At 68.0% G+C, this 26,476-nt stretch carries 28 protein-coding genes and 1 tRNA gene; 16 read left to right on the top strand and 13 right to left on the bottom strand.

What is annotated here, in order from left to right:
- Nucleotides 1–83 precede the first annotated feature (83 nt).
- From VJ162_RS00555 to VJ162_RS00575, 5 genes are all read left to right on the top strand, one after another.
- Nucleotides 84–938: an NOP5/NOP56 family protein gene (locus VJ162_RS00555; protein ID WP_324661688.1), complete on the top strand. Its 855-nt coding sequence runs from the start codon at nt 84–86 to the stop codon at nt 936–938.
- On the top strand, nt 935–1,570 hold the full coding sequence (locus VJ162_RS00560) for a fibrillarin-like rRNA/tRNA 2'-O-methyltransferase (RefSeq protein WP_324661689.1): 636 nt from the start codon (nt 935–937) through the stop codon (nt 1,568–1,570). The genes VJ162_RS00555 and VJ162_RS00560 overlap by 4 nt, the downstream gene beginning before the upstream one ends.
- Before the next feature lie 190 nt (nt 1,571–1,760).
- Nucleotides 1,761–2,843: a glutamate--cysteine ligase gene (locus VJ162_RS00565; protein ID WP_324661690.1), complete on the top strand. Its 1,083-nt coding sequence runs from the start codon at nt 1,761–1,763 to the stop codon at nt 2,841–2,843.
- A 404-nt stretch (nt 2,844–3,247) separates the two neighbouring features.
- Nucleotides 3,248–3,742, top strand: coding sequence for a helix-turn-helix domain-containing protein (locus tag VJ162_RS00570; RefSeq protein ID WP_324661691.1), 495 nt, complete (start codon nt 3,248–3,250; stop codon nt 3,740–3,742).
- Between the two features lie 93 nt (nt 3,743–3,835).
- Nucleotides 3,836–4,324: a phosphopantetheine adenylyltransferase gene (locus VJ162_RS00575; protein WP_324661692.1), complete on the top strand. Its 489-nt coding sequence runs from the start codon at nt 3,836–3,838 to the stop codon at nt 4,322–4,324.
- A 44-nt stretch (nt 4,325–4,368) separates the two neighbouring features.
- On the opposite strand, the gene VJ162_RS00580 is transcribed toward VJ162_RS00575, so the two are convergent.
- Nucleotides 4,369–4,677: a cyclin family protein gene (locus VJ162_RS00580; RefSeq protein ID WP_324661694.1), complete on the bottom strand. Its 309-nt coding sequence runs from the start codon at nt 4,675–4,677 to the stop codon at nt 4,369–4,371.
- Nucleotides 4,678–4,759: 82 nt separating this feature from the next.
- Between VJ162_RS00580 and VJ162_RS00585 the strand changes: the two genes are divergently transcribed.
- Together VJ162_RS00585 and VJ162_RS00590 are read left to right on the top strand one after the other, a co-directional pair.
- Nucleotides 4,760–4,844, top strand: a tRNA-Leu gene (locus tag VJ162_RS00585).
- A gap of 353 nt (nt 4,845–5,197) precedes the next feature.
- The gene (locus tag VJ162_RS00590) at nt 5,198–5,647 is read left to right on the top strand and encodes a pyridoxamine 5'-phosphate oxidase family protein (protein WP_324661695.1); all 450 of its coding nucleotides are present in this window, start codon (nt 5,198–5,200) and stop codon (nt 5,645–5,647) included.
- 99 nt (nt 5,648–5,746) lie between these two features.
- Here the strand turns inward: VJ162_RS00590 and VJ162_RS00595 are convergent, their stop codons facing one another.
- Nucleotides 5,747–5,971, bottom strand: coding sequence for a DUF7385 family protein (locus tag VJ162_RS00595; RefSeq protein WP_262176191.1), 225 nt, complete (start codon nt 5,969–5,971; stop codon nt 5,747–5,749).
- Between the two features lie 132 nt (nt 5,972–6,103).
- Here VJ162_RS00595 and VJ162_RS00600 point away from each other — a divergent pair, with 132 nt between their 5' ends.
- The 4 genes from VJ162_RS00600 (at nt 6,104) to VJ162_RS00615 (ending at nt 10,159) form a co-directional block, all read left to right on the top strand.
- On the top strand, nt 6,104–7,159 hold the full coding sequence (locus VJ162_RS00600; RefSeq protein ID WP_324661696.1) for a nicotinate-nucleotide--dimethylbenzimidazole phosphoribosyltransferase: 1,056 nt from the start codon (nt 6,104–6,106) through the stop codon (nt 7,157–7,159).
- A complete protein-coding gene (locus tag VJ162_RS00605) occupies nt 7,156–8,457 on the top strand; it encodes a cobyrinic acid a,c-diamide synthase (protein WP_324661698.1) in 1,302 nt (433 codons plus the stop codon). Before VJ162_RS00600 ends, VJ162_RS00605 begins: the two co-directional genes overlap by 4 nt.
- A 95-nt stretch (nt 8,458–8,552) precedes the next feature.
- Nucleotides 8,553–9,362, top strand: coding sequence for a diadenylate cyclase DacZ (dacZ, locus tag VJ162_RS00610; RefSeq protein WP_324661699.1), 810 nt, complete (start codon nt 8,553–8,555; stop codon nt 9,360–9,362).
- A gap of 2 nt (nt 9,363–9,364) precedes the next feature.
- Entirely contained in the window at nt 9,365–10,159 is a 795-nt protein-coding gene (locus tag VJ162_RS00615; RefSeq protein ID WP_324661700.1) for a mechanosensitive ion channel domain-containing protein, read from the top strand.
- On the opposite strand, the gene VJ162_RS00620 is transcribed toward VJ162_RS00615, so the two are convergent.
- Complete coding sequence (locus tag VJ162_RS00620; RefSeq protein ID WP_324662962.1) at nt 10,156–10,686, bottom strand: acyltransferase; 531 nt, start codon at nt 10,684–10,686, stop codon at nt 10,156–10,158. The two genes, VJ162_RS00615 and VJ162_RS00620, sit on opposite strands and share 4 nt — an antisense overlap.
- 110 nt (nt 10,687–10,796) lie before the next feature.
- Here VJ162_RS00620 and VJ162_RS00625 point away from each other — a divergent pair, with 110 nt between their 5' ends.
- The gene (locus VJ162_RS00625; RefSeq protein ID WP_324661701.1) at nt 10,797–11,153 is read left to right on the top strand and encodes a four-helix bundle copper-binding protein; all 357 of its coding nucleotides are present in this window, start codon (nt 10,797–10,799) and stop codon (nt 11,151–11,153) included.
- An 8-nt stretch (nt 11,154–11,161) separates the two neighbouring features.
- Here the strand turns inward: VJ162_RS00625 and purD are convergent, their stop codons facing one another.
- Both purD and VJ162_RS00635 read right to left on the bottom strand, forming a co-directional pair.
- Nucleotides 11,162–12,457 (bottom strand): phosphoribosylamine--glycine ligase, encoded by a 1,296-nt coding sequence (gene purD, locus VJ162_RS00630; RefSeq protein ID WP_324661702.1) that lies wholly within the window; start codon nt 12,455–12,457, stop codon nt 11,162–11,164.
- A gap of 68 nt (nt 12,458–12,525) precedes the next feature.
- Entirely contained in the window at nt 12,526–13,659 is a 1,134-nt protein-coding gene (locus tag VJ162_RS00635) for a serine hydrolase domain-containing protein (RefSeq protein ID WP_324661703.1), read from the bottom strand.
- Nucleotides 13,660–13,833: 174 nt separating this feature from the next.
- On the opposite strand from VJ162_RS00635, the gene VJ162_RS00640 reads away from it, so the two are divergent.
- Complete coding sequence (locus VJ162_RS00640) at nt 13,834–15,957, top strand: thioredoxin domain-containing protein (protein WP_324661704.1); 2,124 nt, start codon at nt 13,834–13,836, stop codon at nt 15,955–15,957.
- A gap of 62 nt (nt 15,958–16,019) precedes the next feature.
- Here VJ162_RS00640 and VJ162_RS00645 read toward each other — a convergent pair whose 3' ends face one another.
- From VJ162_RS00645 to VJ162_RS18470, 4 genes are all read right to left on the bottom strand, one after another.
- Complete coding sequence (locus tag VJ162_RS00645; protein WP_324661705.1) at nt 16,020–16,709, bottom strand: hypothetical protein; 690 nt, start codon at nt 16,707–16,709, stop codon at nt 16,020–16,022.
- Nucleotides 16,710–16,809: 100 nt separating this feature from the next.
- Complete coding sequence (locus tag VJ162_RS00650; RefSeq protein ID WP_324661706.1) at nt 16,810–18,681, bottom strand: PAS domain S-box protein; 1,872 nt, start codon at nt 18,679–18,681, stop codon at nt 16,810–16,812.
- Between the two features lie 154 nt (nt 18,682–18,835).
- On the bottom strand, nt 18,836–19,228 hold the full coding sequence (locus VJ162_RS00655; protein ID WP_324661707.1) for a thioredoxin family protein: 393 nt from the start codon (nt 19,226–19,228) through the stop codon (nt 18,836–18,838).
- Between the two features lie 41 nt (nt 19,229–19,269).
- Nucleotides 19,270–19,563 carry a DUF488 family protein, N3 subclade gene (locus VJ162_RS18470; protein WP_407066820.1) on the bottom strand — a complete coding sequence of 98 codons (294 nt, stop codon included), beginning with the start codon at nt 19,561–19,563 and terminating at the stop codon, nt 19,270–19,272.
- Here VJ162_RS18470 and VJ162_RS00660 point away from each other — a divergent pair.
- Nucleotides 19,551–20,474 carry a PLP-dependent cysteine synthase family protein gene (locus tag VJ162_RS00660; protein ID WP_324661708.1) on the top strand — a complete coding sequence of 308 codons (924 nt, stop codon included), beginning with the start codon at nt 19,551–19,553 and terminating at the stop codon, nt 20,472–20,474. The two genes, VJ162_RS18470 and VJ162_RS00660, sit on opposite strands and share 13 nt — an antisense overlap.
- Nucleotides 20,475–20,486: 12 nt before the next feature.
- On the opposite strand, the gene VJ162_RS00665 is transcribed toward VJ162_RS00660, so the two are convergent.
- From VJ162_RS00665 to cyaB, 4 genes are all read right to left on the bottom strand, one after another.
- Entirely contained in the window at nt 20,487–20,999 is a 513-nt protein-coding gene (locus tag VJ162_RS00665) for a DUF5804 family protein (protein WP_324661710.1), read from the bottom strand.
- 27 nt (nt 21,000–21,026) lie between these two features.
- Nucleotides 21,027–22,214, bottom strand: coding sequence for a tRNA sulfurtransferase (locus VJ162_RS00670; protein ID WP_324661712.1), 1,188 nt, complete (start codon nt 22,212–22,214; stop codon nt 21,027–21,029).
- Nucleotides 22,215–22,322: 108 nt separating this feature from the next.
- Complete coding sequence (locus VJ162_RS00675) at nt 22,323–23,525, bottom strand: methionine adenosyltransferase (RefSeq protein ID WP_324661714.1); 1,203 nt, start codon at nt 23,523–23,525, stop codon at nt 22,323–22,325.
- A gap of 63 nt (nt 23,526–23,588) precedes the next feature.
- Complete coding sequence (cyaB, locus tag VJ162_RS00680) at nt 23,589–24,131, bottom strand: class IV adenylate cyclase (RefSeq protein ID WP_324661716.1); 543 nt, start codon at nt 24,129–24,131, stop codon at nt 23,589–23,591.
- 289 nt (nt 24,132–24,420) lie between these two features.
- Here cyaB and VJ162_RS00685 point away from each other — a divergent pair, with 289 nt between their 5' ends.
- Complete coding sequence (locus VJ162_RS00685) at nt 24,421–25,452, top strand: threonine ammonia-lyase (protein WP_324661719.1); 1,032 nt, start codon at nt 24,421–24,423, stop codon at nt 25,450–25,452.
- Nucleotides 25,453–25,518: 66 nt separating this feature from the next.
- Nucleotides 25,519–26,457: an FKBP-type peptidyl-prolyl cis-trans isomerase gene (locus VJ162_RS00690; RefSeq protein ID WP_324661720.1), complete on the top strand. Its 939-nt coding sequence runs from the start codon at nt 25,519–25,521 to the stop codon at nt 26,455–26,457.
- Nucleotides 26,458–26,476: the final 19 nt, after the last annotated feature.

Consider the following 26,476-nt stretch of genomic DNA (forward strand, 5'->3'; position numbering starts at 1 on the left):
ATAGCAGCTATCCGGCTGTGGCCACACCGCTTGCCGACACACCAACCGCGGGGCTTTTTCGCGTCGGGTGCCCACCGGCGAGTATGACAGACGGGTGGTTCGCCGACCTCGACCCCGACGACGAGGCCGCCGCGGCCGAACGCATCGCGAGCGGCCGGGCCGAGGCTCCCGACGACTGGCCCGCCACGGCCGTCGACGCGGGCTTCGCCGAAGATATCGACGACTACTACGACCGGCTCCACGCGGCGACGACGGCAGCCACCGAGGCGGCCGTCACCGAGCGCGAGACAGCCGACGACCAGCAGCTCGTCCACGCCGTCCGGGCGATGGCCGACTGCGAGCGCACCGCAAACGAGCTGGCCGAGCGGGTCGCCGAGTGGGGCAACAGTCGCTACGGCGAGGACGGCAGCGGCGTCGGTTTCGCCCGCCACGTCGCCGAGGGCGAACTGGGCGAGGGCGACGACCGCGGCGACCGCGGCGACCGGGCGCTCCGCGGGCTGGCCGAGCGGGTCGTGGCGGTAAGCGAGGAGGCCGACGGCCTGCGGGCGTACATCGAACGGACAGCGCCCGCCGTCGCGCCGAACCTCTCGATGCTGGCCGGCCCGGTCCTCGCGGCACGGCTCATCTCGCTTTCGGGCGGGCTGGAGTCGCTCGCGAAGCAACCCAGCGGCACCGTTCAGGTGCTGGGCGCGGAGGACGCCCTCTTTGCCCACCTCAGCGGGGGCGCGCCCTCTCCCAAGCACGGCATCATCTTCACCCACGAGTACGTCAGCGGCACCCGCCGCGAGGAGCGCGGGTCGGCCGCTCGCGCCCTCGCCGGGAAACTCGCTATCGCCGCCCGCATCGACCACTACAGCGGCGACCGCCGGCCCGACCTGCAGCGGGAGCTGGACGAGCGCATGGAGCGCATCCGCTCGCGCGGAGGTGACGGCGAGTGACGCCTCGGCTGCCCGACGGCGTCTCCCGCCACGGCTTCGGCGGGGAGACGAGCATCGCCACGCGGGGCCACCCCGAGTACGGCGAAGCGACAGACGGCGAGTACCGGCGCTGGGACCCCCACCGCTCGAAGCTCGGCGCGATGCTCGTCCTGGGGATGGAGACCGGGCTGGAAGCCGACCAGAAAACTCTGTATCTGGGCGCCGCCGCCGGGACGACCGTGAGTCACGTCGCCGACTTCGGCGGGCCGACCTACGCGGTCGAGTTCGCGCCACGGCCCACCCGGGAGCTGCTCGACGTGGCCGACCACCGGCCGAACCTCTTTCCGCTGCTCAAGGACGCGCGAAAGCCCGAAACGTACGCCCACGTTGTCGAGCCCGTTGACGTCATCGTCCAGGACGTGGCCACCCGCGGCCAGGCCCGCGTCGCGGCGCTGAACCGCCGGTTCCTCGACGGCGACGGCCGCCTGCTCGCTGCCATCAAGGCCCGCAGCGAGGACGTGACCGCCGACCCGGAAGACGTCTTCGAGGACGTGGTGACCGAACTGGCGGAAAGCTACGAGATTCTAGATACCGAGCGGCTCGACCCCTACCACGAGGACCATCTCGGCGTCGTGGCGCGGCCGCTGGAATAGGAAATCCAGCCCATGGCACCCCGTCACGCGGAACGTACTGTGTAACCAATTACCACGGGCGGGGCCGTTCCGGCTACGCCGGGTCCCGCAGGGAGTCACAGCTCCCGGGGCACCAACCGTTTCGGAGTTTCCAACGCTTCCTGGCCTGGGGACGCAAGGCTTTAGCGGGTCGATTGCGACGTTTTGGTCAATGGACGAGACGGGGTCTCCCGAGAACTTCACCCGGATGGGTACACTCGGTATCGAAGAGGAGTTCTACGTCGTAGACGAGCACGGCCGCCCCACGTCGGGAACGGACGAACTCGTCTACGAGGGCGAACCGCCGGAACTGCTCGAAGAGCGGCTGGACCACGAGCTGTTCAAATGCGTCATCGAGACGCAGACGCCGCTCATCGAGGACCCGGCCGGTGCCCGTGAGCAGTTGCTGGCGGTCCGTGAGGCCCTCGTGGAGTACGCCGACAGCGAGGGCTTTGGCGTCGCCGCAGCCGGGCTGCATCCGCTCGCGAAGTGGCGCGAACTCGAACACGCGGAGAAACCCCGGTATCGCGCCCAGCTGGACCGCATCCAGTACCCCCAGCACCGAAACACGACGGCGGGCCTGCACGTCCACGTCGGCGTGGACGACCCCGACAAGGCGGTGTGGGTGGCAAACGAGTTGCGCTGGCACGTCCCGGTCATGCTGGCGCTGTCGGCCAACTCGCCGTACTGGAACGGCTTCGACACCGGGCTCCAGTCGGCCAGAGCGAAGATATTCGAGGCGCTCCCCAACACCGGCATTCCGACGGCCTTCGAGGACTACGCGGCCTTCGAGGCCTACGAGCGGCGGATGGTCGAACACGGGAGTATCGACGACCGCGGCGAGCTGTGGTTCGACGTGCGGCCCCACTCGGGCCATGGCACCGTCGAGGTGCGGGCCCCGGACGGCCAGGCCGACCCCGAGCGCGTGCTCGCCTTTGTCGAGTACGTCCACGCGCTCGTCGAAGACCTCGCAGCGCGCTACGAGGACGGCGAGTCGGGGACGGACCTGCGCCGGGAGCTGCTCGACGAGAACAAGTGGCGTGCGATTCGCCACGGCCAGTCCGCGTCGTTGCTGACCAGGGCCGGCGACGACACGCTGTCGCTGGGGGAGATAGTCGAGGCCGAGTGCGACCGCCTGGGCATCGACGGAATCGCACGGCTGTTCGAGGCCGAAAGCGGCGCGGAGAAACAGCGCCGGCTCCGAACGGATGCGGGCGTCCCGGCGCTCGCTGGTGCGCTCGAACTCCAGTACTAAAAGGCCGCGGCGACTGCGGCGACGAAAGCTCTGGCTGCCACTACCTCCCCTCCCGCTGAGTCGTGTTCCCCATTCGCATGTCGCGTTGCGGACCGACAGCGGCGCCGTCCCCAAACGGCGGCCACATTGATTGTCGGACACCGAGCGTCGACGGTACGGCTCTGCCCGGCAACACGTACTCGTACCGAGTGTGTCAATAAAATACCAGAGGGTCACTCTCACACGCGATAGCAGCCCCCGAATTCCGGGGTTGTTTAAGTGTCTCTCCGAGCGAGAGACAACGGCGGACGCTCGTCCGCCAGACACGGCGACGTATCGGCGTCACCGGCCTGCTCTCGGCCTCGGTATCTCCCCGAGCCAAGGTTTTTATCCGCCTACCGCTTTCGTCCCCACAGAGACAACACATGTCTGCAGACGAGCCGGAGGACGAGGGCGACGCCCTCGACGACGCCGATGACGTACGGAATCGCCTGGAACAGGAGGCAGACCGGGCCGTCGAACAGTTCGACGAAGGCATCGTGGACATGCTCGCGTGGGTGCTCGACACCGAGACGCGGGCTCGCATCTACGTGGCCCTCCGCCAGCACTCGGGGAGTACGAGCGACGAACTCGCCGACCTGACGGGGCTGTACCCCAGCACCGTCCGGGAGGCCCTGGCCGCGCTCCACGAGGAGGGGAAGGTGACCCGGGAGAAACGCGAGAGCGACGGCGCCGGCAACAACCCCTACGAGTACAGCGCTATCGCGCCGAGTGAACTCGTAGAGACCGTCGTGGGCGACGTGCAGGCGGAGCTGAACACGGTGTTCAATCTGGACGCCCACCTCGGTGACGTCGGCTCGACCGACGACGCGGACGAACCGGTCACCATCTCGGTCGAAGACGCGACCGACGACGAGTAGCCGTGGTACCGGTCGACGGCGGCGCTGTGTGACGAGCTACCGCGGGGTGCCCGAGACGACATTACTAAATCGGGCGCTGCCATTAGCGCGGATATGAACGTGGCGTTGGGGGGGACGTTCGACCCCGTCCACGACGGACACCGGGCGCTGTTCGAGCGCGCCTTCGAACTCGGGGACGTAACTGTGGGACTCACCAGCGACGACCTCGCCCCGAACACCCGACAGGACGAACGCCACATCCGCTCGTTCGACGAGCGCCGCGCCGACCTCGCGGCCGAACTGGAACGGGTGGCCGAGACGCACGGCCGCTCGTGGGACATCCGCGAGCTGGCCGAACCCACCGGTATCGCGACCGAACCGCAGTTCGACACTCTCGTCGTCTCGCCCGAGACCGAGACCGGCGGCAAGCGAATCAACGAGATACGCCGCGAGCGCGGGCTCGACCCACTGGAACTGGAGGTCGTCCCCCACGTGCGGGCCGACGACGGCGACATCATCTCCTCGACCCGTATCGTCAACGGGGAGATAGACGAGTACGGCAACCTCACCCCCGAGCGCGACGGCCGCGAACAGTCGACGTGAGGCTGTCGGCCCGCGTTCTCACACCGTCCGCGAGGCCCCCTGTGCTACCAGTCCGGGGCGTCCAGCCCGACCCGCTCGATGAGTTCCTTCCAGCGCTGCTGGATGGTCAGCCGCGAGACCCCGGCGGCGTCGGCAACGGCCGTCTGGGAGCGCTCCTCGCCGGCGACAAGCGCGCCGACGTAGATGCTCGCCGCCATCGACGCCCGCTTCGACCGGTCCTCGTCGGGCAGCGTCGAGAGAAACAGGTCCACCGCGTGCGAGCGCGCCTGCGTCCCCAGGTCCAGCGTCTCCGCCGTGGCCTCTATCTCGCCCAGCCACTCGTCCTGTTCGATCCGGTCGCTCGCGCGGTACATACCCGAAGGTGGACCCCGGGGACCGTAAACACTCGCCCGCAAGCGAAGGGTTCTTGATTACCTCGTGGAAACGAGGAAGTGAGCGCGGGTTGCCGAGCCAGGCCAAAGGCGTAGCGCTTAGGACGCTATCCCGTAGGGGTCCGCCGGTTCGAATCCGGTCCCGCGCATGAGCGAACGAGGTGAGCGAAGAGCAGGACTGATTCGAACTCTGGAAGTCGCAGCGGCCGAACGGTGTGAGGCCGACCGTCTTCCTCCGGTTCGAATCCGGTCCCGCGCATAGCGAGGCGCGAACGGAGTGAGCGCCTCGAAAAGACGAACGGCGAGCGACGCGAGCCGTGAGTCTCCGCGAAGAACCTGTGAGCGGTGAGTGCGTAAATGGTGGTTGCGGTCGTATCGCTATCGCCGGTATCTCCTGTAGACCTACTCCATACACATCACACGTGTTGTAGAAAACGACTTGTGTTCCAAGTATGTGAGAAATCTCACGGTTTTTATTACGACTGTGGGTGTCCTCTACCGTATGACGGAGTTCCAGTCCTTACTGGGAATCGACATGGACGCGGCTGAGATCGACGACGTGTTGACGCAGGTCGGCGTCGGAGTGCTCTCGATGAGTGCCGAGGGAGTGCCGTATGGGGTGCCGCTGTCGTTCGGGTACAACGGCGACGACAGGCTGTACTTCGTGTTCCTCGGTGCCAGCGGCGAGCTCCGGAAAGAGATGTACGCCGAACAGGCCGACACGGCGAGCTTTACCGCCTTCGATGTCGACCCTGACGGCTCCTGGCAGAGCGTCATCGTCTCCGGACCGCTTGAGCGAATCACGATCGACGAGTGGGACGCGGCACGTCGGGCCATGGCCGACAATGCGTATCAGTCGAATCTCCTCTCGGAGTACGAACTTCAGGAAAACCCCAACGTGTGGGCGCTCTCGATTCAGGAGTGGTCCGGCCGTGCGGTCGGGAAACAGTGACTGTGATGTGTGGGGAAAGAGCCACACGGCTGTCGAGACGTAATCGCCGGTCACTGGCTCCGGCCACCCGGGACGGGGCCCGGGCGGCTGTCTGCGACGCTACCGGTGTGTGAAGATGACCACGCGGTCGTCGTGGATGGCGGTACACAGGTCCATCTCGAAGTCCAGGTTCAGCGATGTCGGCGGGTCCTTGCAGACGACCATGTCGTCGAACGGTTGCTCACAGGCGGGGCAGGCGACGGCCGTCGTGTTCTGGTAGGACTTGATGGCCTCGTTGTCCTCGCGGGGGGTCAGCGAGGAGACGATTTCGTCGAAATCTTCCATACCGACACTCCCGGCCGGTGTCGCTTAAATTCTGGGTCATAGTCGCTTTCGACGTGCCCCGGCGAGCGAAGTTAGCCACGAGCTCACAGCCGACCGGTGCGTTAAAGTCCGGTTGCAGTAACTCAAACTAGCATGGAACGGTCCCCAGAGACGAGACGCTTCATTTTGGTCGCGGGTACGACGGAGACGGCCCGTCGGGACGGGATAAGCGCCGCCGGCGCGGACCCGGACCTGCTCTCGACGACGCCCGCGGCCGACGCGGAGTTGCTCACCTACGGTCGGCCGGTCCGGACGGAGACGGTCCCGGTGAGCCCGAGCGGCTGTCCCACGCCGGCGCTGGTGACACGCGCAGTGCGGGAACTGCTCGGCTTCGAGGTCACCGTGGTCGACGGCGGGCTGGCCGAACCCACGGCCGCACCCACGGTCTCGGTCGGCGCCGGCGTCGGTCGTGACATCGGGGAGCAGGACCCGGTGCCGACGGCCTACGGGGCCTTCGAGGCGGCCCGGCAGTTCGGTCGGACGCTCCCGACCGACGAGCTGTGGCTGGCCGAGACGGTCCCCGGCGGGACGACGACGGCACTGGGCGTGTTGCGGGCGCTGGGGGAGGACGGGATGGTTTCCTCGTCGCTGCCGTCAAACCCCATCGAGCGGAAGGAAGAGGCTGTCAGCGAGGGGCTCTCGGCGAGCTCGATGGGCCCGGGTGACGCGGCCGGCGAGCCAAAGCGGGCGGTCCGTCGGATGGGCGACCCCGTTCTGGCGACGCTCGCGGGGCTCACCGCCGGCGCCGTCGAGACCGACACCGCCGTGACGCTCGCCGGTGGGACACAGCAACTCGCAGTGGCGGCGCTCGTGCGGGCGGGCGGCTACGAGGGGCGGCTCGGGCTGGCGGCGACGAGCTACGTCGCCGACGACGCTACGGCGGACCTCCGGGCCGGCGCGGCTGCCCTCGACTTGGACCTGACTGTCACCGACCCCGGCTTCGGCGCGAGCGACCACATCGCAATGGAGCGGTTCGTCGCCGGCGAGGCCAAGGAGGGTGTCGGCATGGGCGGGGCGTTGGCGCTTGCCGACCGCGCCGGCGTCGGCATGGCCGACGTCCGCGAGCGGTTCGGGGCCGTGTACGACGACTTGCTCGGCGACCCGGCGAGCGACACCACGGCGCCCCAGTCCGGCGCCGGGTCCCGATGAGGGGCGTCGTCCTCGGGGGGACGGCCTCCGGCGTCGGCAAGACCGTGGCGACGCTGGCCACGCTCCGGGCACTCGACGCGGCGGGCTACGACCCCCAGCCGGCCAAGGCCGGGCCGGACTTCATCGACCCGAGCCACCACACGGCTGTCGTGGGCAAACCGTCGCGGTCGCTGGACCCGTGGCTGGCCGGCGAGGACGGCACCCTTCGGACCTACCACCGCGGCGAGGGCGATATCTGTGTCGTCGAAGGGATGATGGGCCTGTACGACGGGACGAAGGTGTCGACGGCTCGCGTGGCCGAGGTGCTCGACCTCCCTGTCGTCCTCGTGGTCGACGCCAAGGCGGGAATGCAAAGCGTCGGCGCGACGGCCCTGGGGTTCAGGGAGTACGCCGCTCACGCCGGCGTCGACATCGATGTCGCCGGCGTCATCGCACAGCGTGCCCACGGCGGCCGCCACGCCGACGGCATCCGCGAGGCCCTGCCCGACGAAATCGCCTATCTCGGGCGGGTGCCGCCGACACCGGACCTAGAGATACCCGACCGGCACCTCGGCCTGGAGATGGGTACGGAGTCGCCCCTCGACGCCGGCGCGCTCGACGCGGCGGCCGAGGCTATCGACGCCGAGGCCATCGCCGACATCGCGCGTGAACCGCCGGCGGCGGCCCCCGAGCGCCCGTTCGACGCCGGTGACTCGGCCGACACCCACACGCTCGCCGTCGCCAGCGACGCGGCCTTTTGCTTTCGCTACCCCGCACTTCGTGACCGCTTCGAGGGTCGCATCGAGCCGTTCTCGCCGCTGGCCGGGGACCCGGTGCCCGAGGTCGACGCCGTCTACCTCCCCGGCGGCTATCCGGAGCTGCACGCCGAGACGCTCTCCGGGTCCGCGACGCTGGACGACCTCGCGGCAAGGGCGGCCGAGGGGCTACCGGTCTACGGCGAGTGTGGGGGGCTGATGGCGCTCTCGGAGTCGCTGACGACTGTCGAGGGCGACAGCTACGACATGGCTGGCGTCCTCCCGGCGACCGTCGAGATGCGCGAGCGCTACCAGGCACTGGACCACGTGGAACTGACCGCCAGCCGGGACTCGTCGGTCGCGCCCGCGGGGAGCCGGCGGCGGGGCCACGAGTTTCACTACTCGGCGGCGACCGTCGACGGGGACGCGAGCTTCGCGTTCGACGTCGAGCGGGGCGACGGTATCGACGGCGACCACGACGGGCTGACCGAGTACGCCACCGTGGGCACGTACTGTCACGCCCACCCGGCAAGCGGTGCCTTCGACGATCTGTTGTCAGGATGACCCGTCGGGCGGCGTGAGAGCACCGTCAGACGCGGCGCTGACGGGCGGCTGACTGCCCGGAAGGTTTTTTCCTGCTTGCCGTCGTGATACGAACAATGAACGAGTTGCGCGACCTCTCCGAGGGACTGGTCGCAGATGTCGACGCCGTCTTCCTCTTCTCGCCGAGCATGAGCGACTTCGAACCGCTCGAAGCGGCCGACGGTACCGTGGTCGTGGTCGGACCGGAGAACACCGTCGACGCCGACAAGTTCGTCGAGTTACCCATCGACTTCACCGACCTTGAGGGGCGTATCCGCTTTGGCATCGAGGGGGCGCTGGAACAGGAACTCGTCGAGGAAGGCGACGAGGTGGCCTGCGTGAGCGACTTCATGACCGGGACGGCCAACGCCGTGGCCCGCATCCAGACCAACGAGTTCTCCCCCTCGGGCGTCTACGACCTCTTTGTCAACTCCCGGGCCGAACCCGGTGTCGTCCGGGACGTCTTCGAGGTGGCCATCGAGCTGGGCAAGAAAGGTCAGAAGGGCAAGCCCGTCGGCGCCCTCTTCGTCGTGGGCGACGCCGGCAAGGTGATGAACAAGTCCCGGCCCCTGTCGTACAACCCCTTCGAGAAGTCCCACGTCCACGTCGGCGACCCGATTGTCAACGTCATGCTGAAGGAGTTCTCGCGGCTCGACGGCGCCTTCGTCATCTCCGACGCCGGGAAGATCGTCTCCGCGTACCGCTATCTCGAACCCTCCGCCGAGGGCGTGGACATCCCGAAGGGGCTGGGCGCCCGACACATGGCCGGCGGGGCCATCACCCGCGACACGAACGCGACGGCTATCGTCCTCTCGGAGAGCGACGGGCTGGTACGCGCGTTCAAGGGCGGGGAACTCGTCATGGAAATCGACCCCGAGGAGTACTGACAATGCAGTCCGTATCCGACTGGCCGGACATCGTCCGGACGCTGTTTTCCCCGCAGGGGACCTTCGTCGTCTCCCTTATCGTCCTGGGTGTCGGCCTGCTTGCCGGTTTCATCGTCTGGCGGGCGGCCCGCCAGTTCATGGAGGAGATGGGGGTTCCCGAGGCCGTCGAGGGGACGCCGTTCGAGCGGACTGCCCGAAGCCTTGGGACCTCGACGGTCGGTATCGTCTCGAACCTGGCCGCGCTGTTTGTCTACATCATCGCCATCACTGTCGCGCTGAACATCGCCCAGCTCGTCCAGCCACAGGCGTACTGGACCCGATTTACCGCCTTCCTCCCGAATCTCTTTATCGCCGTCTTCGCCATCATCATCGGCCTCATCGCCGGCGACAAGGCGAAACTGGTCGTCTCAGAAAAGCTGCGGAGCGTCAAGCTACCCGAGGCGACGGTCCTCCCCGAACTCGTCAAGTACAGCATCTTCTATCTCGCGGTTCTCATCGCGCTTGGCCAGCTCGGGGTCGCGACCCTCGCCTTGCTCATTCTGCTTGCGGCGTACTCCTTCGGGCTCGTCTTTCTCACCGGGCTGGCGCTGAAAGACCTGCTCGCGGCCGCCGCCGCCGGGCTCTACCTGTTGCTCACCGAGCCCTACAGCATCGGCGACGAGGTCGTCATCGACGACCAGCGCGGCATCGTCCAGGAAGTGGACATGTTCGTCACACACGTCGAAAGCGACGGGAAAGAGCACATCATCCCGAATCAGCAGGTGATGCAAAGCGGGATGGTCCGCGTGCGGGACTAGTCCCCGCCGCTGCTGACCGGTTCCGCCGGCACTCCGGCGACCGTCGTCCCGGGTGGGACGTCCTTGACGACCAGCGAGTTCGCCGCGACCTGGGCGTCCGCGCCGATCTCGACCCCCGGGAGGACGATAGCGCCCGCGCCTATCATCGCCCGCTCGCCGACGACCACATCGCCGGTGCGGTACTCGTCCTGTAAGAACTCGTGACAGAGCAGCGTCGCGTCGTAGCCGATTATCGCGTCGGCCCCGACGGTGATGCGTTCGGGCCAGAACACGTCCGGCGTCGATTCGAGCCCCCAGGCGACGCCGTCGCCGACGGAGACACCGAGACGACCCAGGAGCCAGTTCTTGAGCCGGAGACTCGGGGAGATACGACAGACGAGGATGACGACGTAGTTCACCATCACCCGCAGCCGTCCTTTCCCATCCGGCCACGGGAACAGCGAGTTGCGCGGGCCGGGCGTTGCGACGCGGTCCAGCCGGTCGTGTCGCCGCTCCGTCTCGCTGTCTGGTTCTGTCGCGTCGCTCACGCCCGTCGGTACGACGGCGACTGCCTTGAACGCCCCGCTAGCCACTGCCAGTCCACCCTGCAGAGGCAGGCGCGCTGTTTACACTCATCCCATGCGAACGCCGAACCGTCATGTCACTTGGAGAGACAGTAGAGAAAATCGAGAGCCTGAGCGACGAGCAACGCGAGTGCATCGAGAACTGCAACGAGGCCACCGAGGTGTGTGAGTGGTGTGCCGACGAGTGTCTCGGTGACGCCGACATGGAAGCGTGCGCCCGCCTCTGTCGGGACGTCGCCGACCTCACGTCGCTGCACGCCCGGTTTATGGCCCGTGGCTCGGCGTACAGCGCCACGCTCGCAGAGGCCTGTGCAGAGGCGTGTGAGGCCTGTGCCGAGGAGTGTGCCACCCACGATGCCGACCACTGTCAGGTCTGTGCCGACGTGTTACAGGAGTGTGCCGAAAGCTGCCGGCAGATGGCGAACGCGTAAAACGGGACCTACTGCGAGTCGCGGATCTCGTCCATATGGTCGATGCGCTGCTGGACGAGGTCGGGCTTGCCGATGTCGTGGCGCACGCGCAGGCCCTCGGTCCCGGCCCGCTCCAGCGCGCCCTCGGCGATCGCCTCGGCTTCGGTGATGCTGTCTGCGATACCGACCACGGCGTACGAGCGGGAGGTCGTGGTGTAGACGCCGTCCTCGCGGTCGTCGACGGAGGCGTAAAACAGCAGGGCGTCGCCGGCGTTGGTGGCGTCGATGGTGACCTCGGCGCCGGCCTCGGGGTCGGTCGGGTAGCCGTCTGGGACGGCGTACTTACAGACCGTCGCTTTGGGCTGGAAGGAAAGCTGTGGAATCGAGCGCTCCTCGCGGGCGGCCACGAGCACGTCGAGGAAGTCCGTGTTGAGCACGGGGAGGGTGTTCATCGCCTCGGGGTCGCCAAAGCGGGCGTTGAACTCCACGACGCGGGGGCCGGTCTCGGTCAGCATGAACTGGCCGTACAGCACGCCCTTGTAGCCGTCCAGGGCGTCCACGGTCGCGCGGAGCACGTCGACGGCCGCGTCGTAGTCGTCCTCGGTCATGAACGGGAGTTCGAGGCTGGCGTCGGAGTAGCTCCCCATCCCGCCGGTGTTGGGCCCCTCGTCGCCCTCGTAGGCGCGCTTGTGGTCCTGCACGGCGGGAGTCACGCGAAGCTGGCCGTTGGCGACGAAGGCCTGGACGGTGAACTCCTCGCCGACGAGGCGCTCTTCGAGGACAACGCGGTCGTAGTCCGAGTCGCGGAGGTACGCCTTTGCCTCCTCGGCGGTGCACTGGTCGCCGATGACCCGGACCCCTTTCCCGCCGGTGAGGCCGGCGGGCTTGACGGCCAGATCGCCGTCGTACTCGTCGATGTAGTCACAGGCGGCCTCCATGTCGTCGAACGTCTCGAAGTCGGGACAGCCGGGGATATCGTGTTCGGCCATGAAGCGGCGCTGGAAGGCCTTGTCCGTCTCGATGCGGGCCTCCTCGGCCTGGGGGCCGAACGCGTAGATGCCGGCCTCGTCGAGCGCGTCGGCGACGCCGGCCGCCAGCGGGGCCTCCGGGCCGACGACGGCGAGCGTTGCGCCGACCTCCTCGGCGTACTCGGTGACGGCCTGTGGGTTGGTCGTCTCCAGCGTCTCGAACCCGACGGCCAGGTCGACGATGCCCGGGTTGCGGTTGCCGGCACAGGCGTAGAGGTCGGCGTCCGAATCGGCGAGCGCACGCGCGACGGCGTGTTCCCGGCCGCCGCCGCCCACGAGCAGCACTGTCTCTGTCATACCTCAAGGCCTGATTGGCTCGGACGTAAGTATTGTCTTTCCGTGGCTCAGTGACCGCTGTCAGACGGCTACTCCAGCAGGGCCAGCCGGACGGCGTCGGACATGCCCGCGACCCGGGCTGCGTGCTCCCAGGACTCCTCCCGGATGCCGTTGGTGACGTAGGCGAACCCGACGCCAAGCTCCGGGTCGCCCCAGCCGAAGACGCTCCCGAGGCCGGCGTGGCCGAACATCCGCTCGCGGCTGAGCGAGCCGAACATGTCGTTTGCCAGCCCGCCGGTCCAGAAGCCAAGCCCGTATCGGGCCGGCCGGGAGAGCGTGCCGTCCGACTCGGTCTCAGCGTGCGTTTCCGTCGCCAGGTCGACCGTCGCTTCGTCCAGCAGCCGCGTCCCGTCGAGTTCGCCACCGTTGGCCATACAGGCGTAGAACCGCGCCATGTCCCCGGCGGTCCCGATGCCGTTCGCGGCGGGGATGACGGCCCGGCGGATGGCCTCGCTGTTGAACGCCGCCGCCGACTCCGACGCCGGGTCCCCGAGCCCCTCGCCCGGGTCGCGACAGCGGTCGAACACCTCGAACCCGGAGAGGGTGGCCACGTCGTCGTCCTCCTCGGGCCCGAGCCCGATAGACGTCCGGTCCATCCCCAGGGGCTCGAAGACGTTCTCGCCGACGTACTCGTCGACGTGCTGGCCGCTGAGTCGACGGACGAGCTCGCCGACGAGCCAGCCGTAGTTGAGCGTGTGATACGCCGGCTGCTCGCCGGGCTCGAAGACGGGGTCGATGTCCTCCATCGCCTGGACGACGGCGTCCCAGTCGCCCCACTGCTCGGCTCGGTCGTCGAACTCGCCGTACGGGATACCGGCGGTGTGGCTGAGCACGTGCCGGATGGTGATGTCGGCCTTCCGCGTGCCCTCGTCGGCGAACGCCGGCCAGTGCTCGACGACCGGGTCGTCGTATTCGGCTTTCCCGTCCTCGATGAGCTGGTGCAGTCCGACCCCGGCGTACGGTTTCGTACACGAGAAGATGACGTGGCGCGTCGTCGGTGTGGTCTCGTCGCCGTCAGGGCCGGTCGTCCCGCCCGCGAAGTCGACGACGGAGTCGCCGTCGACGTAGACGGCCAGCTGGGCCCCGTGGTGGAGGCCGGCGTCGAGTTGCCGGTCGAACGCCGCGCGGAGGCGCTGTCGGTCGTGGTCGGTAATCTCTGGCATACGTCGGAGACGAACGAACGTTCGTCATATATAATTTGTTATATAATGGTTGAAGATAGGGTCCGGCCGCGCGCCGCGTTCCGCGCGGAGGGCCCGACGCGGCTCGGCCGGCACTGTCGTCTCGTCCGACGGTTCGTCCGACCCCTTTTGAGGCCGGCCCACCGAGAGACCGGTATGAGCGACCCCACAGCCCGGAATCGACTTGACGAGGCCGAGAGCCCGTATCTCCGCCAGCACGCCGACAACCCGGTCAACTGGCAGCCCTGGGACGAGCAGGCCTTAGAGGCCGCAAAGGAGCGTGACGTGCCCATCTTCCTCTCTATTGGCTATGCCGCCTGTCACTGGTGTCACGTCATGGAGGAGGAGAGCTTCCAGGACGAGGCCGTCGCCGAGCAACTGAACGAGAACTTCGTCCCCATCAAGGTCGACCGAGAGGAGCGGCCCGACCTGGACAGCGTCTACATGAGCATCTGCCAGCAGGTCACCGGCGGCGGCGGGTGGCCGCTGTCGGCCTGGCTCACGCCCGACGGGAAGCCCTTCTACGTGGGGACGTACTTCCCGCCCGAGGAGAAGCGCGGCCAGCCCGGATTCTCGGAACTGCTCGACCGCCTCTCACACTCTTGGTCGGACCCCGAGCAACGCGAGGAGATGGAGAACCGCGCCCGGCAGTGGACCGACGCCATCGAGAGCGACCTCGAAGACGTGGGTGAACCCGGCGACCCCGCCGACGACCTCGTACAGACGGCGGCGACCGTCGCCCACCGGGGCGCCGACCGCGACCACGGCGGCTGGGGGTCGGGCGGGCCGAAATTCCCCCAGACCGGGCGGATTCACGCCTTACTTCGGGCACACGCCGATGGCGGCGAGGAGGACTACCTGACCGTCGTCGAACAGACGCTCAACGCGATGGCCGACCGCGGGCTCTACGACCACGTCGGCGGCGGTTTCCACCGCTACTCGACGGACATGCAGTGGGCGGTCCCCCACTTCGAGAAGATGCTGTACGACAACGCCGAGATACCCCGCGCCTTCCTCGCCGGCTACCAGGCTACCGGCAACGAACGCTACGCCTCGGTCGTCCGCGAGACGTTCGACTTCGTCCAGCGCGAACTCCAGCACGACGACGGGGGCTTTTTCAGCACGCTCGATGCGGTGAGCCGGCCTCCCGGGAGCGACGAAAACGCCGACACCGAGGAGGGCGCCTTCTACGTCTGGACGCCCGAGCAGGTCCACGACGCCGTGAGCGATGACAAGGCGGCCGACATCTTCTGCGAGTACTTCGGCGTCACGGGGAGCGGGAACTTCGAGGGGGCGACGGTGCTTGGCGTCCGCAAGCCAATCGAGGTGCTCGCCGAGGAGTACGAACTGAGCGAGGCGGAACTGACCGAGAAGCTCCGGGTGGCCCTGAACGAGGCCTTCGAGGCACGCGAGTCCCGGCCCCGACCAGCCCGCGACGAGAAGGTCCTGGCCGGCTGGAACGGGCTGATGATATCCGCCCTCGCGGAGGGCGCTATCGTCCTCGACGACGGCTACGCCGACGTGGCCGCCGACGCAATGGGGTTCGTCCGCGAGCACCTCTGGGACGAGTCGGAAAACCGCCTCTCGCGCCGCTTCAAGGACGGCGATGTGGCTATCGACGGCTATCTGGAGGACTACGCCTTCCTCGGGCGGGGCGCGTTCGACCTCTATCAGGCCACCGGCGACGTCGAGTACCTGGACTTCGCGCTGGATCTTGCCGACGCCGTCGTCGCGGCCTTCTGGGACAGCGAGGCGGGGACACTGTATTTCACCCCGACCGGCGGCGAGTCGCTGGTCGCCCGGCCACAGGAGCTGGGCGACCAGTCCACCCCCTCCAGTACGGGCGTCGCGGTGTCGCTGCTGTTGGAGCTGTCCCACTTCAGCGACGGCGACCGCTTTGCCGACGTGGCCGAGCGGGTCGTCCGGAGCCACGCCGACCGCGTCTCCGCGAACCCGCTGCAACACGCCTCGCTCACCCTGGCCACCGACACCTACGAACAGGGCTCGCTCGAACTCACGCTCGTCTGTGACCCGACTGACCCGCCCGCCGACTGGACCGAGACCCTCGCCGACCGCTACGTCCCGAGGCGCCTGCTGGCCTGGCGGCCCGACGACGGTCTGGACTCGTGGCTCGACACGCTCGACCTGCCCGACGCGCCGCCCATCTGGGCCGGCCGCGACGCCGCCGACGGCGAGCCGACGGTGTACGCCTGCCGGAACTTCGCCTGCTCGCCGCCCCGACACGACCTCGGCGAGGCGCTCGACTGGGGACAGGACTAACCGCTTCGTTCGCTCCCGGGACCGACTGTGGTCCGCCGTCACAGCCCGGTCGTACCCGAGTCTCAGTAGTGTTTGAACAGCAGCCCTCTGACGTCGTCTTTGGTCCGGACCGTCTCCGTCGTCCCGTCGGGGAGGTCGACCTCGTACGGCTCGTCGCCGCCGCCCTCCCGCCACTTGTCATCGTGGTCGGTGAGCAACTGGTTGGCCGCCGAGAGAATCGAGCCCGGGCCGTCGGTGTTTGGCGTCGGCCCGGAGCCGCCGTCGTCGCTCGCGCCGTCCGAAGCAGTGTCCGCGTCGTCGGCTGGCGGCTCCTCGCTGTCGGCTGCCGCGTCGTCGGGTTCGCTGTCCGCGCCACTGCTCTCCGCGTCGTCGGCCCCGGAGTCGCTGCGTTCCGCGCCGCCAGTGTCGCTGCTCGCCGGCTCGCCGTCCTCAACGGCCGCGAGCCGGGCCGCAAACTCCGCGACGCCCAGCGTCGAGAGCAGCTCCCCCCGCATGGTCTCCGCGTCGATCCCGCTTCCGGGCACCCCCTCGACGTCGGTCGCGACCGCCTGGAGGTCCTGGAACTCGGCCGTGGCGATTCGCTCGTGGGCCACGTCGCCTCGCTGCTCGGGGGGCGTGTACGTATCGAGGAGATACTGGACGACATCCGTCGTCCGTATGTGACCGTACGTGTCGATGTACGCCGCTTCGAGCTCCTCTCGCATATCCGCCAGTCGCTCACGCTGTGTCTCGGTGACCGTGATCTCGGGCATTAGTAGCCAAGTTTCTATTCCCCAGCATGGTGTACTTTGCCCCCACTGCGCGGCGATACGCCCCTCTTTTGCAGGTCAGTGGTCCCCCATCCGCGAGCTGTCAGCTGTCGGCGAACTCGACATCGGTGATCTCGAAGCGGGCGCCCCCGTCGGCGCTCTCCGTCACGTCGATGTCCCACCCGTGGGCCTCGGCGACCTGCTTGACGATGTTCAACCCGAAGCCGGTGCCCCGGTCGCTCGTCGAATAGCCGACCCGAAAGACCCGTTCACGCTCGCTCTCTGGGATTCCCGGCCCGTCGTCTGCCACGTAGAAGCCGTCGTCGAGACGCCCGACAGTGAGCGAGACTCCCGAATCGTGGCCGACGGCGTCGGCGGACCGGGACTGGTCGCTCGTCGGTCCGCGCGCGACAGCGTCGGTGCCCTCCGGCTGACGGCTCGCGGCGCTGTGCTCGACAGCGTTCACAAAGAGGTTCTCGAAGAGGTGTCTGAGCCCTGATTCGTCCGCGACGATGGTCGCGTCCGTCGTCACCGAGAGGGTCCCTTCGGACAGACCGGTCGCCCGGGCACTCGCCGTCGCGAGGGGGGCGAGCCCGACCGGCCCCGGCTCCGTCTCGCCGTGGCGCGCCAGGTTCACCAGGTCGTCCATCAGTTGCTCCATCCGGTCGACGGTGCGGCGACACCGTTCGAGTGACGCCCTGTCGTCGGTCTCGATGAGGTCGAGCGACGCGGACAGCGTCCGAAGCAGGTTCCGGAGGTCGTGGCTGACCACCGTGACTAACTCGTCGAGCCGGTCGCGCTGTCGCTTGAGTTCGCGTTCGCGTTCCCTGCGGGCCGTGATGTCACGGAAGTACCCCTGGTTGTAGCGTTTCCCGTCGACCTCGACGGTCTGGGCGTTGATCTCCACGGGGATTCGCTCGCCCGACGAGTCGACGACGTAGACCTCTTCCTGGCCGAGCGTCTCGGCCCGGCCACCGCCGGCGCCGACGTGCTGGTCGAACAGGTCGGCGTACGCCTCGGCCTTCTCGGGCGGGTGGAGCTTCGTCTGGTCGAGTCCGACAAGCTCCTCGCGTGACCGGTCGAGCAACTGGGTCGCTGCCCTGTTGGTTTCGCGTATCTTGCCCGACTCGATGTCGACGACGAAGACCGCGTCCGGGGCCCCGTCGAGCAGGGTCCGATACCACTCCGTGGTCTGTGCGATACTCTCCTCCCGTTCCTTCCGGTCGGTGATGTCCCGAATCGTCCCGCGGACGCGCTGGCAGACGCCGTCTTCGAACTGTGGGTCGGCCCGGGTCCGAATCCACTTCTCGGTGCCGTCGGCGGCGGTGATGCGGGCCTCGATGTCGTACGGCTCGCCGTCCTCCAGCGCCCCGGCGACGGCGTCTCGGACCGTATCCCGGTCCTCCGGGTGATAGAACCGCTCGATGTCCGACTCGGGCGACGGGTCGTGGTCCCGGTCGACGCCGTAGATGTCGTACACCTGGTCGGTGAAGTACGCCTCCCCCGTCTCCGGGTCGTACTCCCAGGCCCCAACATCGGCGAGGTTCTGGCTCTTCTCCAGCAGTTCGTTTTTCCGTTCCAGTTCCCGCTCCGTGCGGAACTGCTCGACAGCGCGACTGGCCCGGTTCGCGAGGAGTTCGTACTGGTCCGGGACGGACCCTTTTTGCAGATAGTCCGTCGCCCCGAGGGTCAGCGCCTCGCTTGCGACCTCCTCGCTTCCCTTTCCGGTAAACAGGATAAACGGGAGCTCGGGGTACTCCTCGCGAACGACTTCGAGAAACTCGAGGCCGTTCATGCCGGCCATATCGTAGTCGGAGATGACACAATCGACTGCCGGCGTGAGCTGTTCGAGCCCGTCGGGCCCGCTGAACGCAGTTTCGACTGTAAAGCGGTCGTCGTCGCGTTCGAGAAACTCGGCCGTCACATCGGCGAAATCCGGCTCGTCGTCGACATGAAGAACGCGAATCTCGTTCATACTCCCCGTATAGATACACCGACACATAATACCGTTCTTACCGAGGTCCGCGTCCATCGACCGTCTACTGCCCCGGAAACAGCAATCACCGCGTTTCAGACAGACGGTGTCTCGTCGCCTCGGAGGGGATAAAACGGCCGGATGCTGGCCCGCCTCAGAGTGCCGATTCGATCTCGTCGGCGAGATAGACCGCGATGGGAACCCGTTCCTCCTCGACGAAGCGGGCGATCTCCTCGCCGTCGTGTTCGACCACGACCGTCGGGATGTACTCGATGCCGTACTCCTCGACGCCGGGGCCGGTCTTCGAGCCGTCTTCCTCTTTCTCCGTCGGGTGGTGGTGAACCCGCGAGTCGGGAATCTCCGCCGCGTCCAGTGCCGCGGCGAAGTCCGGAAGCTGTGCGCGACAGTCCTTACACCAGTCGCCGCCCCAGATGTGGTAGTCCAGTTCGAGTCGGTAGCTGGCGAGACGGTCGACCGTGTCGGCGTAGGCGTCCTCGACCCACACCGGGTTCGGTTCCATCGTTTCGAGGTGTCCGGTTTCGCTCATGGTTACCGGTAACAGTGCAACTGGCTTGAACCCCTCGGCTATCAGGGCGCGTCGACCCGCTCGCGGAGCCGCTCCTGCAGGAGGCTCCGGTGACAGCGCTTCCGGTCACCCTCGAAGCAGACGAGGACGACCGTCTCGCCGTCCCGGACCCGCCGAGGCCGGCCAGGTCGTGCTGTATCGCCGCGACGTCCGTCTCTTACACTGCACCGCTCGTACGGGCGCGTGACCCTCGCGCCGGAAAGAACTGCCGGCACCCGCGACTCCCCCTCGGCCTTGGCGGTTCCACGGGGGGTTTTAACCGGCGACGGCGTAGCCGTCGCCAATGCACGAGTCACTCTCCGACTCCATTGTCGAGACTATCGGCTCGCCGCTGGTGTCGGTCGCCGCGCCGGAGGGGGCGACCGTGGCCGCGAAGGTCGAGTCGTTCAACCCCGGCGGCTCCGCGAAGGACCGGCCGGCGCGGTTCATGATCGAGCGTGCCGAGCGTGAGGGGGACATCACCCCCGGTGACACGCTGGTCGAACCGACAAGCGGCAACACCGGCATCGGGATGGCGATGGTCGGCGCGGCGAAGGGGTACGACGTGGTGCTGGTGATGCCGTCCTCGAAGTCGCCCGAGCGCCGCGAGATAATGCAGGCCTACGGCGCCGACATCGAGCTGGTCGAGGGCGACATCTCGGCCGCGAAAGAACGGGCCGACGAGCTGACCGACCGCGACAGCCACGTCCAGTTGCGCCAGTTCGAGAACCCCGCGAACCCACGGGCCCACTACGAGACCACGGGCCCCGAGATACTCGACCAGGTCGGCGACCGGACCGTCGACGCCCTGGTCGCGGGCGTCGGCACCGGCGGGACCATCACGGGCATCGGCCGCCGGCTCCGGGAGGCGTTCCCCGACGTGGACATCGTCGCCGTCGAACCGGCCGACAACGCCGTCCTCTCGGGGATGGAGCCGGGCACCGGCGAGGACAGTTTCCAGGGCATGGGCCCCGGATTCGTCAGCGACAACCTCGACGTGGACCTGCTGGACGACGTGAAGACGGTCGAACTCGACGACGCCGAAGCGGAGTGTCGCCGCCTCGCCCGCGAGGAGGGCATCCTCGTCGGACAGTCCTCGGGCGCGTCGAATCTCGCGGCCCGCGAGGTGGCCGACGAACTGCTGGCCGAGGGCGTGACGGACCCGCTCGTGGTGACGGTCTACTGGGACAGCGGCGAGCGGTACATGTCGACCGGGATGTTCGACTAGCTGTGCCGTCGCTCAGGCTCCGAACTCCGACTCGGTGACCCGAACGACCAGCGTGTCGTCGACGTCTCGCAGGTCGTAGTCGGGAATCGTCTCGCCGGTGCGTGTCAGCAACATCGGCTCTACGAGCCGTGGCGGGCGGTCCTGGGTCGCAGCCGCCGTGTCGTCGCCCGTCTCGTCGCCCGCATCGGGCGCCTCGACGATGCCGTACACCGTCAGGAACCGCCCCGTCTCCTCGGGCGCTATCTCGTCGTCCCTGATAGCTGTCGCCAGTTCCCGCGAGAGCCACTCGCTCTCGCTGATGGAGGGGACTTTCACGAAGGCGGCGTCGGTAAAGCGGACGAGATACCAGTTCAGGTCGTTGAGCAGGGCGACCGCGGCGCCGAGACTCACCGTCTCGACCTGGAGGGTGTTCTCGAAGGGCTCCCGGAGGTCGTAGGTGACCAGCGCGTTCCGGGCAGTCTCGCGGGAGAGCAGCTCGTACCGGAGGTTCACGTCGTCGCTCCCGACGAGACACACCTCTGCCATACCCCGACCCACTGGCGCCCCGGAGATTTACCTTTCGATAGGGGCGACCTCGCGGGACGTGGCACACGCCCGGGCCCGCTCGAAGAGGTCGTCGGGCTCGGCCGCCCGCACCGCGTCGAGGTCGGCGTTGGTCTCGGGCAGTTCCGGGGCGACCCGGTTGCAGCCGGTGTCGACCGTGGCGTCCTCGAAGGTGCCGATATCGCGGGCGTGGTTCGTTATGTCGGCCTTGTCCATCGCTACCAGCGGGCGATGGACCGGCAGCGAGACTGCGGCGTCGGTGACGGCGATGTTCGCGCTGGTCTGGCTCGACTTCTGGCCGATGGCCTCGCCCGTCACGACGCCGACGGCCCCCTCGTCCTCGGCGACGGTCTCGGCCGTCGCGAGCATGAACCGACGGAGTACGAGCATCCGCAGGTCACCCACCTCGGTCTCCAGGTCGGCCACCACGTCTCCAGCGTCGACGACGTGCATGGCCATCGCCTCGCTCGGCGCATAGCTCGCCAGGGTCTCGACGGTCGCCCGGGCGCGGGCCCGGTGGTCGGGGCCGCCGTAGTCGCCCAGGTCCACGTACACCGGGACGACGGGACAGCCCCGGGCCATCAGCTGCCAGGCGGCGACCGGCGAGTCGATGCCGCCGCTGACGAGGGCAACGACCGGCCGCTGGGTTCCAAGCGGGAGCCCGCCCGGCCCCGCTCGCTTCTCACGGAAGACGTACGCCTCCCCGCGTCGACACTCGACGAAGAGGGTGAAATCGGGGTCGTCGAGGTCGACTTCGGGGTCGCCACCCAGCGACTCGATAGCCGACCAGACCGCCGAACCGCCCTCCGATTCGATGTCGGTGCTGGCGAAGGGGTGGGCGTCGCTGGGGCCGGCGCGGGCCGCGTCGACGGCGAAGCTCCCGCCGTCGTAGTCGGCTTCGGTCGCCGCCACGAGCCCGGCTTCGATGGCGTCGAGCGTGGGCTCGACGGTGCGGGCCGGCGAGGCCGAGACGACGCCGAAGGTGTCGGCGGCCGCGTCGGCCACGGCGTCCGGCTCACCGGTGTGGACGAACAGGCGGTTGCGGCGGCGCTCGATGTCGCCGGCGAGCCCGCGCGCGTCGAGCATCGCCCGGAGGTTCTCGGCCAGCCGGCCCTCCATCTTCCGGCGGACCTGCTCGCTCTTGACGCCTAGCTCGCCGTGGCGGACGAGGACGACGTCGGCATCGGGCGGGGACATACCGGCAGTTGCCCGAACGCGAATAAAGGGGTGTCGTTCGCCGGGACCTACTGTCGGCTGGGCTCACGTGACGGATGTCGCTACCGGACGACGGACCAGCCGACAGTCTCAGAACGTCGTGAGCTCGCCGGCGATGACCTTGCGGGTGATCTCGGTCACGTCGGCCAGTTCCGCGTCGATAGTCGCCTCGACCTCGTCCTCTATGTCCCCGACTGCGATGCCGTCCTCGGTGACGACCATCGCGTCGGCGACGTGGGGCTGGTCGATGGGCGAGCCGATCTGGGAGAGCAGGCGGACCTGCACCTGGCGGATGCCGTCGACCTCCGTCGCGACCGACTGGGCGATCTCCGTCGAGAGGAGGTTGTATATCTTCCCGATGTGGTTGACGGGGTTCTTCCCGGAAGTGGCCTCCATGCTCATCGGTCGGTTCGGCGTGATGAGACCGTTGGCGCGGTTGCCCCGGCCGACGGAGCCGTCGTCGCCCTGCTCGGCGCTGGTCCCGGTCACGGTGAGGTAGATGGACTCCTCGTCGTAGTCGTCGGCGGTGTTGACGTGGACGGTCACCTCACGGTCCGTCTTCTCGACTGCGAGCTCCTCCACGTACGAACGGACATCCTCGACGGCCTCTTTGTACCCCTCAAGGTCGGCGACGTGTTCGTCGACCATCGCGACGGCGACGGTCACGTCGATGTGGTCGCCCTCGCGCTTGCCCATCACCTTCACGTCCTGGCCGACGACGGGGTTGTCGGCGGCGTACTCGCCGGTGAGCTTGCGCTCGGTGTCGGCGACGATGCGCTCGACCTCGGAGAAGGGCGCGTGGCCGACCCCGTAGCTCGTGTCGTTGGCGTTCGGGACGACCTCTTCCTCGCCGAAGACGGTCTGGAGGTCGCCCGACCCCTCGCCGAACTCCACGTCGACGACGATGTCGGTGCCCAGATCCAGATGCGGGAAGTTCTCGCCCAGGTACTCGCGGGCGGCGCGCAAGGCGATGGTCTCGGCGGGGATGCGCTCGCCGTCGTAGGTCTTTGTCGCGCGGCCGACCACGAGCAGGTAGATGGGTTCGAGCACCTCGCCGCCCCCGTAGGCCGGCGCGGCGGTGCCGGCCACGAGCTGTGTCTCGTCGGTGTTGTAGTGCAACACTTTGCCGAAGCGGTCGATGTAGGTCTGTGCGAGCGCACGGGAGACGCTCTCGGCGACCCCGTCACAGATGGAGTCGGGATGGCCGATGCCCTTCCGCTCGACGATTTCGACGTTCTGTTCCTCGATCGGGAGTCCGCTCTCGGGGGCGACGTGGATGTTCCGCTCGGTCATTGCTCCCCCCTAAACTTCGGCCGCTTCTATAACTTACGGGAACCGCTGGCCGCCGAAAGATTACTATGAGGTATTTTCGAGGAGCATACCGAGATACGACGTCCGGGTCTGGTCTTCGGGGTCAAGCCCCAGCTCGCGCAGCACCGCGAACGCGCCCTCGCGAGCCGCTTCGACGCCGTTCTCGTCGGTTTCGGTCTCCACCTCGACGAACTCCCCGACGCCCTCGACGGCGTCCAGCGTCACCGTGTAGCCGTCGTAGCGGTAGAACCGGCGGTCCTTCTCGACCGTCGCGGCCGGCGAAAACCCCAGGTGTTCGAAGATGGCGTCGGCGGTCTCGCCGTCGGCGACGCCGGTCTCGAACTCCTCGCGGGTCTTGGACTCGGCTTCGACCAGCGGTCCCTTGTAGGTGATGCGGGCCTCGGTGTCGTCCGCTCGGCTCTCGCGGCGCACCCGCAGGGCCTCGTCCGTCTCGGCGAAGTCCCGGAGGGGCGCGTCGTAGTACGTGTCGACCTGGACGACGTCGCCCGTCAGCGTGGCGCCCAGTTCGTCGAGGCGCTCGGCGACGGCACTCAGGTCGGCGGCGACTTTCACTTCGACTTCGTACATGGTTCTGGCGTGGGGTCGGACAACAAAAAGCGGTGGTATCGCGGGCCGTCCGCTCTCGTACGGCGTATCGCAGCGAGCTACCGGTTTGTATCGGTCCCGAGGCCGGCACAAGTGGAACTACTCGACAATGACCGTCGCTGTCTCTCCCGGTGACATGGACCCCCTTCGTCGCGCTCCCGTGGGACGACAGCGAGCCGCGGGAGCCGAGACGCTGGCTGCTCCGACCCGCTTATATACGCGCCCGCGAAGAGACCGCGAGTTTTACTGTCCGCGCTCCCGGGGTAGGGGTATGGACGGTCGCTACGAACCGGTCGAGTCGCCAGACGAGACGACCGTCTTCCCGTATCACGACCTGACGCCGCCGACGACGGCCGACGTGGCCCGCGCCCGGAAAACCGTCTCCCGGTATCTCCCCGAGACGCCACTGGTCCGCAGCGAACACCTCTCGGAAGCCACCGGCGCCGACGTCTACCTCAAGCGCGAGGACACGCTGCCGACGGGCGCGTTCAAGGTCCGGGGCGGAGTCAATCTGCTCGCCACGCTGGACGAGGAGTTCCGCAAGCGGGGCGTCCTCGCGGCCAGCTCCGGGAACCACGGTCTCTCTGTCGCGTGGGCGGGGCGGGAGTTCGGCGTGCCCGTCACCATCGGCGTGCCCGAGGACGCCAACGCCGGGAAGGTCGCGGCCATGGAGCAACTGGGTGCCGAAGTCATCAGACACGGCCCCGACTTCGACGCCGCCCGCGAACACGTGGAAGCGCTCGCCGTCGAGACCGGCAAGCGCTACGTCCACTCGGGCAACGAGCCGGAGCTGCTCGCCGGTGTCGGCACCGCCGGGCTGGAGGTGGTCGCGGAACTCCCCGAGGTCGACCGGCTCTACTCCCCAATCGGCGGCGGGACCGCCGCCGTCGGCTACTGTCTCTCCGTCGGCGCACTGACCGACGCCGAGGTCGTGGGTGTCCAGTCCGCCGCGGCTCCGGCGATGCATCGGGCCTACCACGAGGACACGCTCGCGCCCCACGACCGGATGGAGACGGACGCCGAGGGCGTCGCCACGCGGGTTCCCTTTGCCCTCACGATGGGTATCCTCCGGGAGGGCCTGGCGGACTTCGAACTGGTCTCGGAGGACGCCATCCACGACGCCGTCGCCCGGCTGTTCACCGAGGAGCGCATCGTCATGGAGGGCGCCTGCGGTACCGGCGTCGCCGCCGCGCTCGGGGCCGACGACATCGCCGGCGAGACCGTCGTCGTCCCGGTCTCGGGCCGGAACATCGACCACGAGAAGCTCGACGCTATTCTCGAAGCGCACGACGGCGCGGTGTGAGACCGACCGCTCTGCGCGCCGGCCCGAAACGTTGTTCTTAAGAGTGCCACGGCAGTCCTTCGGGGTATGAGCAACGACTCCGAGGCCGAAGAGACAGAAGCAGTCGAGGAAGACGCGGCCGACGAAGAGCCCGAGAGCGGTTTCCAGTCCGGCGACGTCGTCAAACTCGCCTACACCGCCCGAACCGTCGACGAAGGCCAGCTCGTCGACACGACCGACGAGGACGTGGCCGACGAGGAAGGCATCGACACCGACCAGCAGGACTGGGGCCCGCGCACCATCGTGCTGGGTGAAGGCCACATCTTCCCGGACGTCGAGGAAGACATCTACGGCAAGGAGGTCGGCGACGAGGGAACCGTCACGGTCTCCGCCGAGGACGCCTTCGGCGAGTACGACGAGAGCGAGGTCCGCACCGTCTCGAAGGACAAGATCGACGAGGACGACCGCTACCCCGGCGCGCAGGTCCAGATCGACGGCGAGCAGGGCCGCCTCGAAACCATCATCGGTGGCCGCGCGCGCGTCGACTTCAACCACCCCCTCGCCGGCGAGGCCGTCGAGTACGACTACGAGATCGTCGCCGAGGTCACCGACCGCGAGGAGAAGGCCCAGGGCATCCTCTCGCTGATGCTCGATATGGAACTCGACGTCTGGTTCGAGGACGAGACCGTCGAGGAAGAGCAGCTCGTTGAGTCCGACGACGAGGACGACGAAGACGCGGAGCCCGAGTACGAGACCGTCGAAGTCGAGAAGGACACCCTCTACATCGAGGCCACGCCGCAGCTGACGATGAACCAGCAGTGGATGATGGGCAAGCAACAGATCGCCCAGCAGCTCACCCAGCTGCTCGGCGTCGACCGCATCATCGTCCAGGAGGAGATCGGCGGTGGCGGCATGGGTATGCCCGGCATGATGGGCGGCGGCATGGGCGGCCTCGAAGAGCAACTCGAGGACGCCGATGTCGACGCCGAGGAGATCGCCGAAGAACTCGAAAACGCCGGCGAGTAACGACTCGCTCGCACTTTTC

This window comes from Haloarcula sediminis, from assembly GCF_035656455.1.
Lineage (GTDB): Archaea > Halobacteriota > Halobacteria > Halobacteriales > Haloarculaceae > Haloarcula > Haloarcula sediminis.

Bases quoted from the DNA above. Each gene is read 5' to 3' on its own strand.
- purD (WP_324661702.1), bottom strand. From the start codon at position 12,457: ATGACAGAGACAGTGCTGCTCGTGGGCGGCGGCGGCCGGGAACACGCC.
- VJ162_RS00640 (WP_324661704.1), top strand. From the start codon at position 13,834: ATGAGCGACCCCACAGCCCGGAATCGACTTGACGAGGCCGAGAGCCCG.
- VJ162_RS00655 (WP_324661707.1), bottom strand. From the start codon at position 19,228: ATGAGCGAAACCGGACACCTCGAAACGATGGAACCGAACCCGGTGTGG.
- VJ162_RS00565 (WP_324661690.1), top strand. From the start codon at position 1,761: ATGGACGAGACGGGGTCTCCCGAGAACTTCACCCGGATGGGTACACTC.
- VJ162_RS00555 (WP_324661688.1), top strand. From the start codon at position 84: ATGACAGACGGGTGGTTCGCCGACCTCGACCCCGACGACGAGGCCGCC.
- VJ162_RS00600 (WP_324661696.1), top strand. From the start codon at position 6,104: ATGGAACGGTCCCCAGAGACGAGACGCTTCATTTTGGTCGCGGGTACG.
- VJ162_RS00605 (WP_324661698.1), top strand. From the start codon at position 7,156: ATGAGGGGCGTCGTCCTCGGGGGGACGGCCTCCGGCGTCGGCAAGACC.
- VJ162_RS00675 (WP_324661714.1), bottom strand. From the start codon at position 23,525: ATGACCGAGCGGAACATCCACGTCGCCCCCGAGAGCGGACTCCCGATC.
- VJ162_RS00660 (WP_324661708.1), top strand. From the start codon at position 19,551: ATGCACGAGTCACTCTCCGACTCCATTGTCGAGACTATCGGCTCGCCG.
- VJ162_RS00665 (WP_324661710.1), bottom strand. From the start codon at position 20,999: ATGGCAGAGGTGTGTCTCGTCGGGAGCGACGACGTGAACCTCCGGTAC.
- VJ162_RS00580 (WP_324661694.1), bottom strand. From the start codon at position 4,677: ATGTACCGCGCGAGCGACCGGATCGAACAGGACGAGTGGCTGGGCGAG.
- cyaB (WP_324661716.1), bottom strand. From the start codon at position 24,131: ATGTACGAAGTCGAAGTGAAAGTCGCCGCCGACCTGAGTGCCGTCGCC.
- VJ162_RS00650 (WP_324661706.1), bottom strand. From the start codon at position 18,681: ATGAACGAGATTCGCGTTCTTCATGTCGACGACGAGCCGGATTTCGCC.
- VJ162_RS00690 (WP_324661720.1), top strand. From the start codon at position 25,519: ATGAGCAACGACTCCGAGGCCGAAGAGACAGAAGCAGTCGAGGAAGAC.
- VJ162_RS00645 (WP_324661705.1), bottom strand. From the start codon at position 16,709: ATGCCCGAGATCACGGTCACCGAGACACAGCGTGAGCGACTGGCGGAT.
- VJ162_RS00595 (WP_262176191.1), bottom strand. From the start codon at position 5,971: ATGGAAGATTTCGACGAAATCGTCTCCTCGCTGACCCCCCGCGAGGAC.
- VJ162_RS00590 (WP_324661695.1), top strand. From the start codon at position 5,198: ATGACGGAGTTCCAGTCCTTACTGGGAATCGACATGGACGCGGCTGAG.
- dacZ (WP_324661699.1), top strand. From the start codon at position 8,553: ATGAACGAGTTGCGCGACCTCTCCGAGGGACTGGTCGCAGATGTCGAC.
- VJ162_RS00575 (WP_324661692.1), top strand. From the start codon at position 3,836: ATGAACGTGGCGTTGGGGGGGACGTTCGACCCCGTCCACGACGGACAC.
- VJ162_RS00570 (WP_324661691.1), top strand. From the start codon at position 3,248: ATGTCTGCAGACGAGCCGGAGGACGAGGGCGACGCCCTCGACGACGCC.
- VJ162_RS00685 (WP_324661719.1), top strand. From the start codon at position 24,421: ATGGACGGTCGCTACGAACCGGTCGAGTCGCCAGACGAGACGACCGTC.
- VJ162_RS00615 (WP_324661700.1), top strand. From the start codon at position 9,365: ATGCAGTCCGTATCCGACTGGCCGGACATCGTCCGGACGCTGTTTTCC.
- VJ162_RS00625 (WP_324661701.1), top strand. From the start codon at position 10,797: ATGTCACTTGGAGAGACAGTAGAGAAAATCGAGAGCCTGAGCGACGAG.
- VJ162_RS00635 (WP_324661703.1), bottom strand. From the start codon at position 13,659: ATGCCAGAGATTACCGACCACGACCGACAGCGCCTCCGCGCGGCGTTC.
- VJ162_RS00670 (WP_324661712.1), bottom strand. From the start codon at position 22,214: ATGTCCCCGCCCGATGCCGACGTCGTCCTCGTCCGCCACGGCGAGCTA.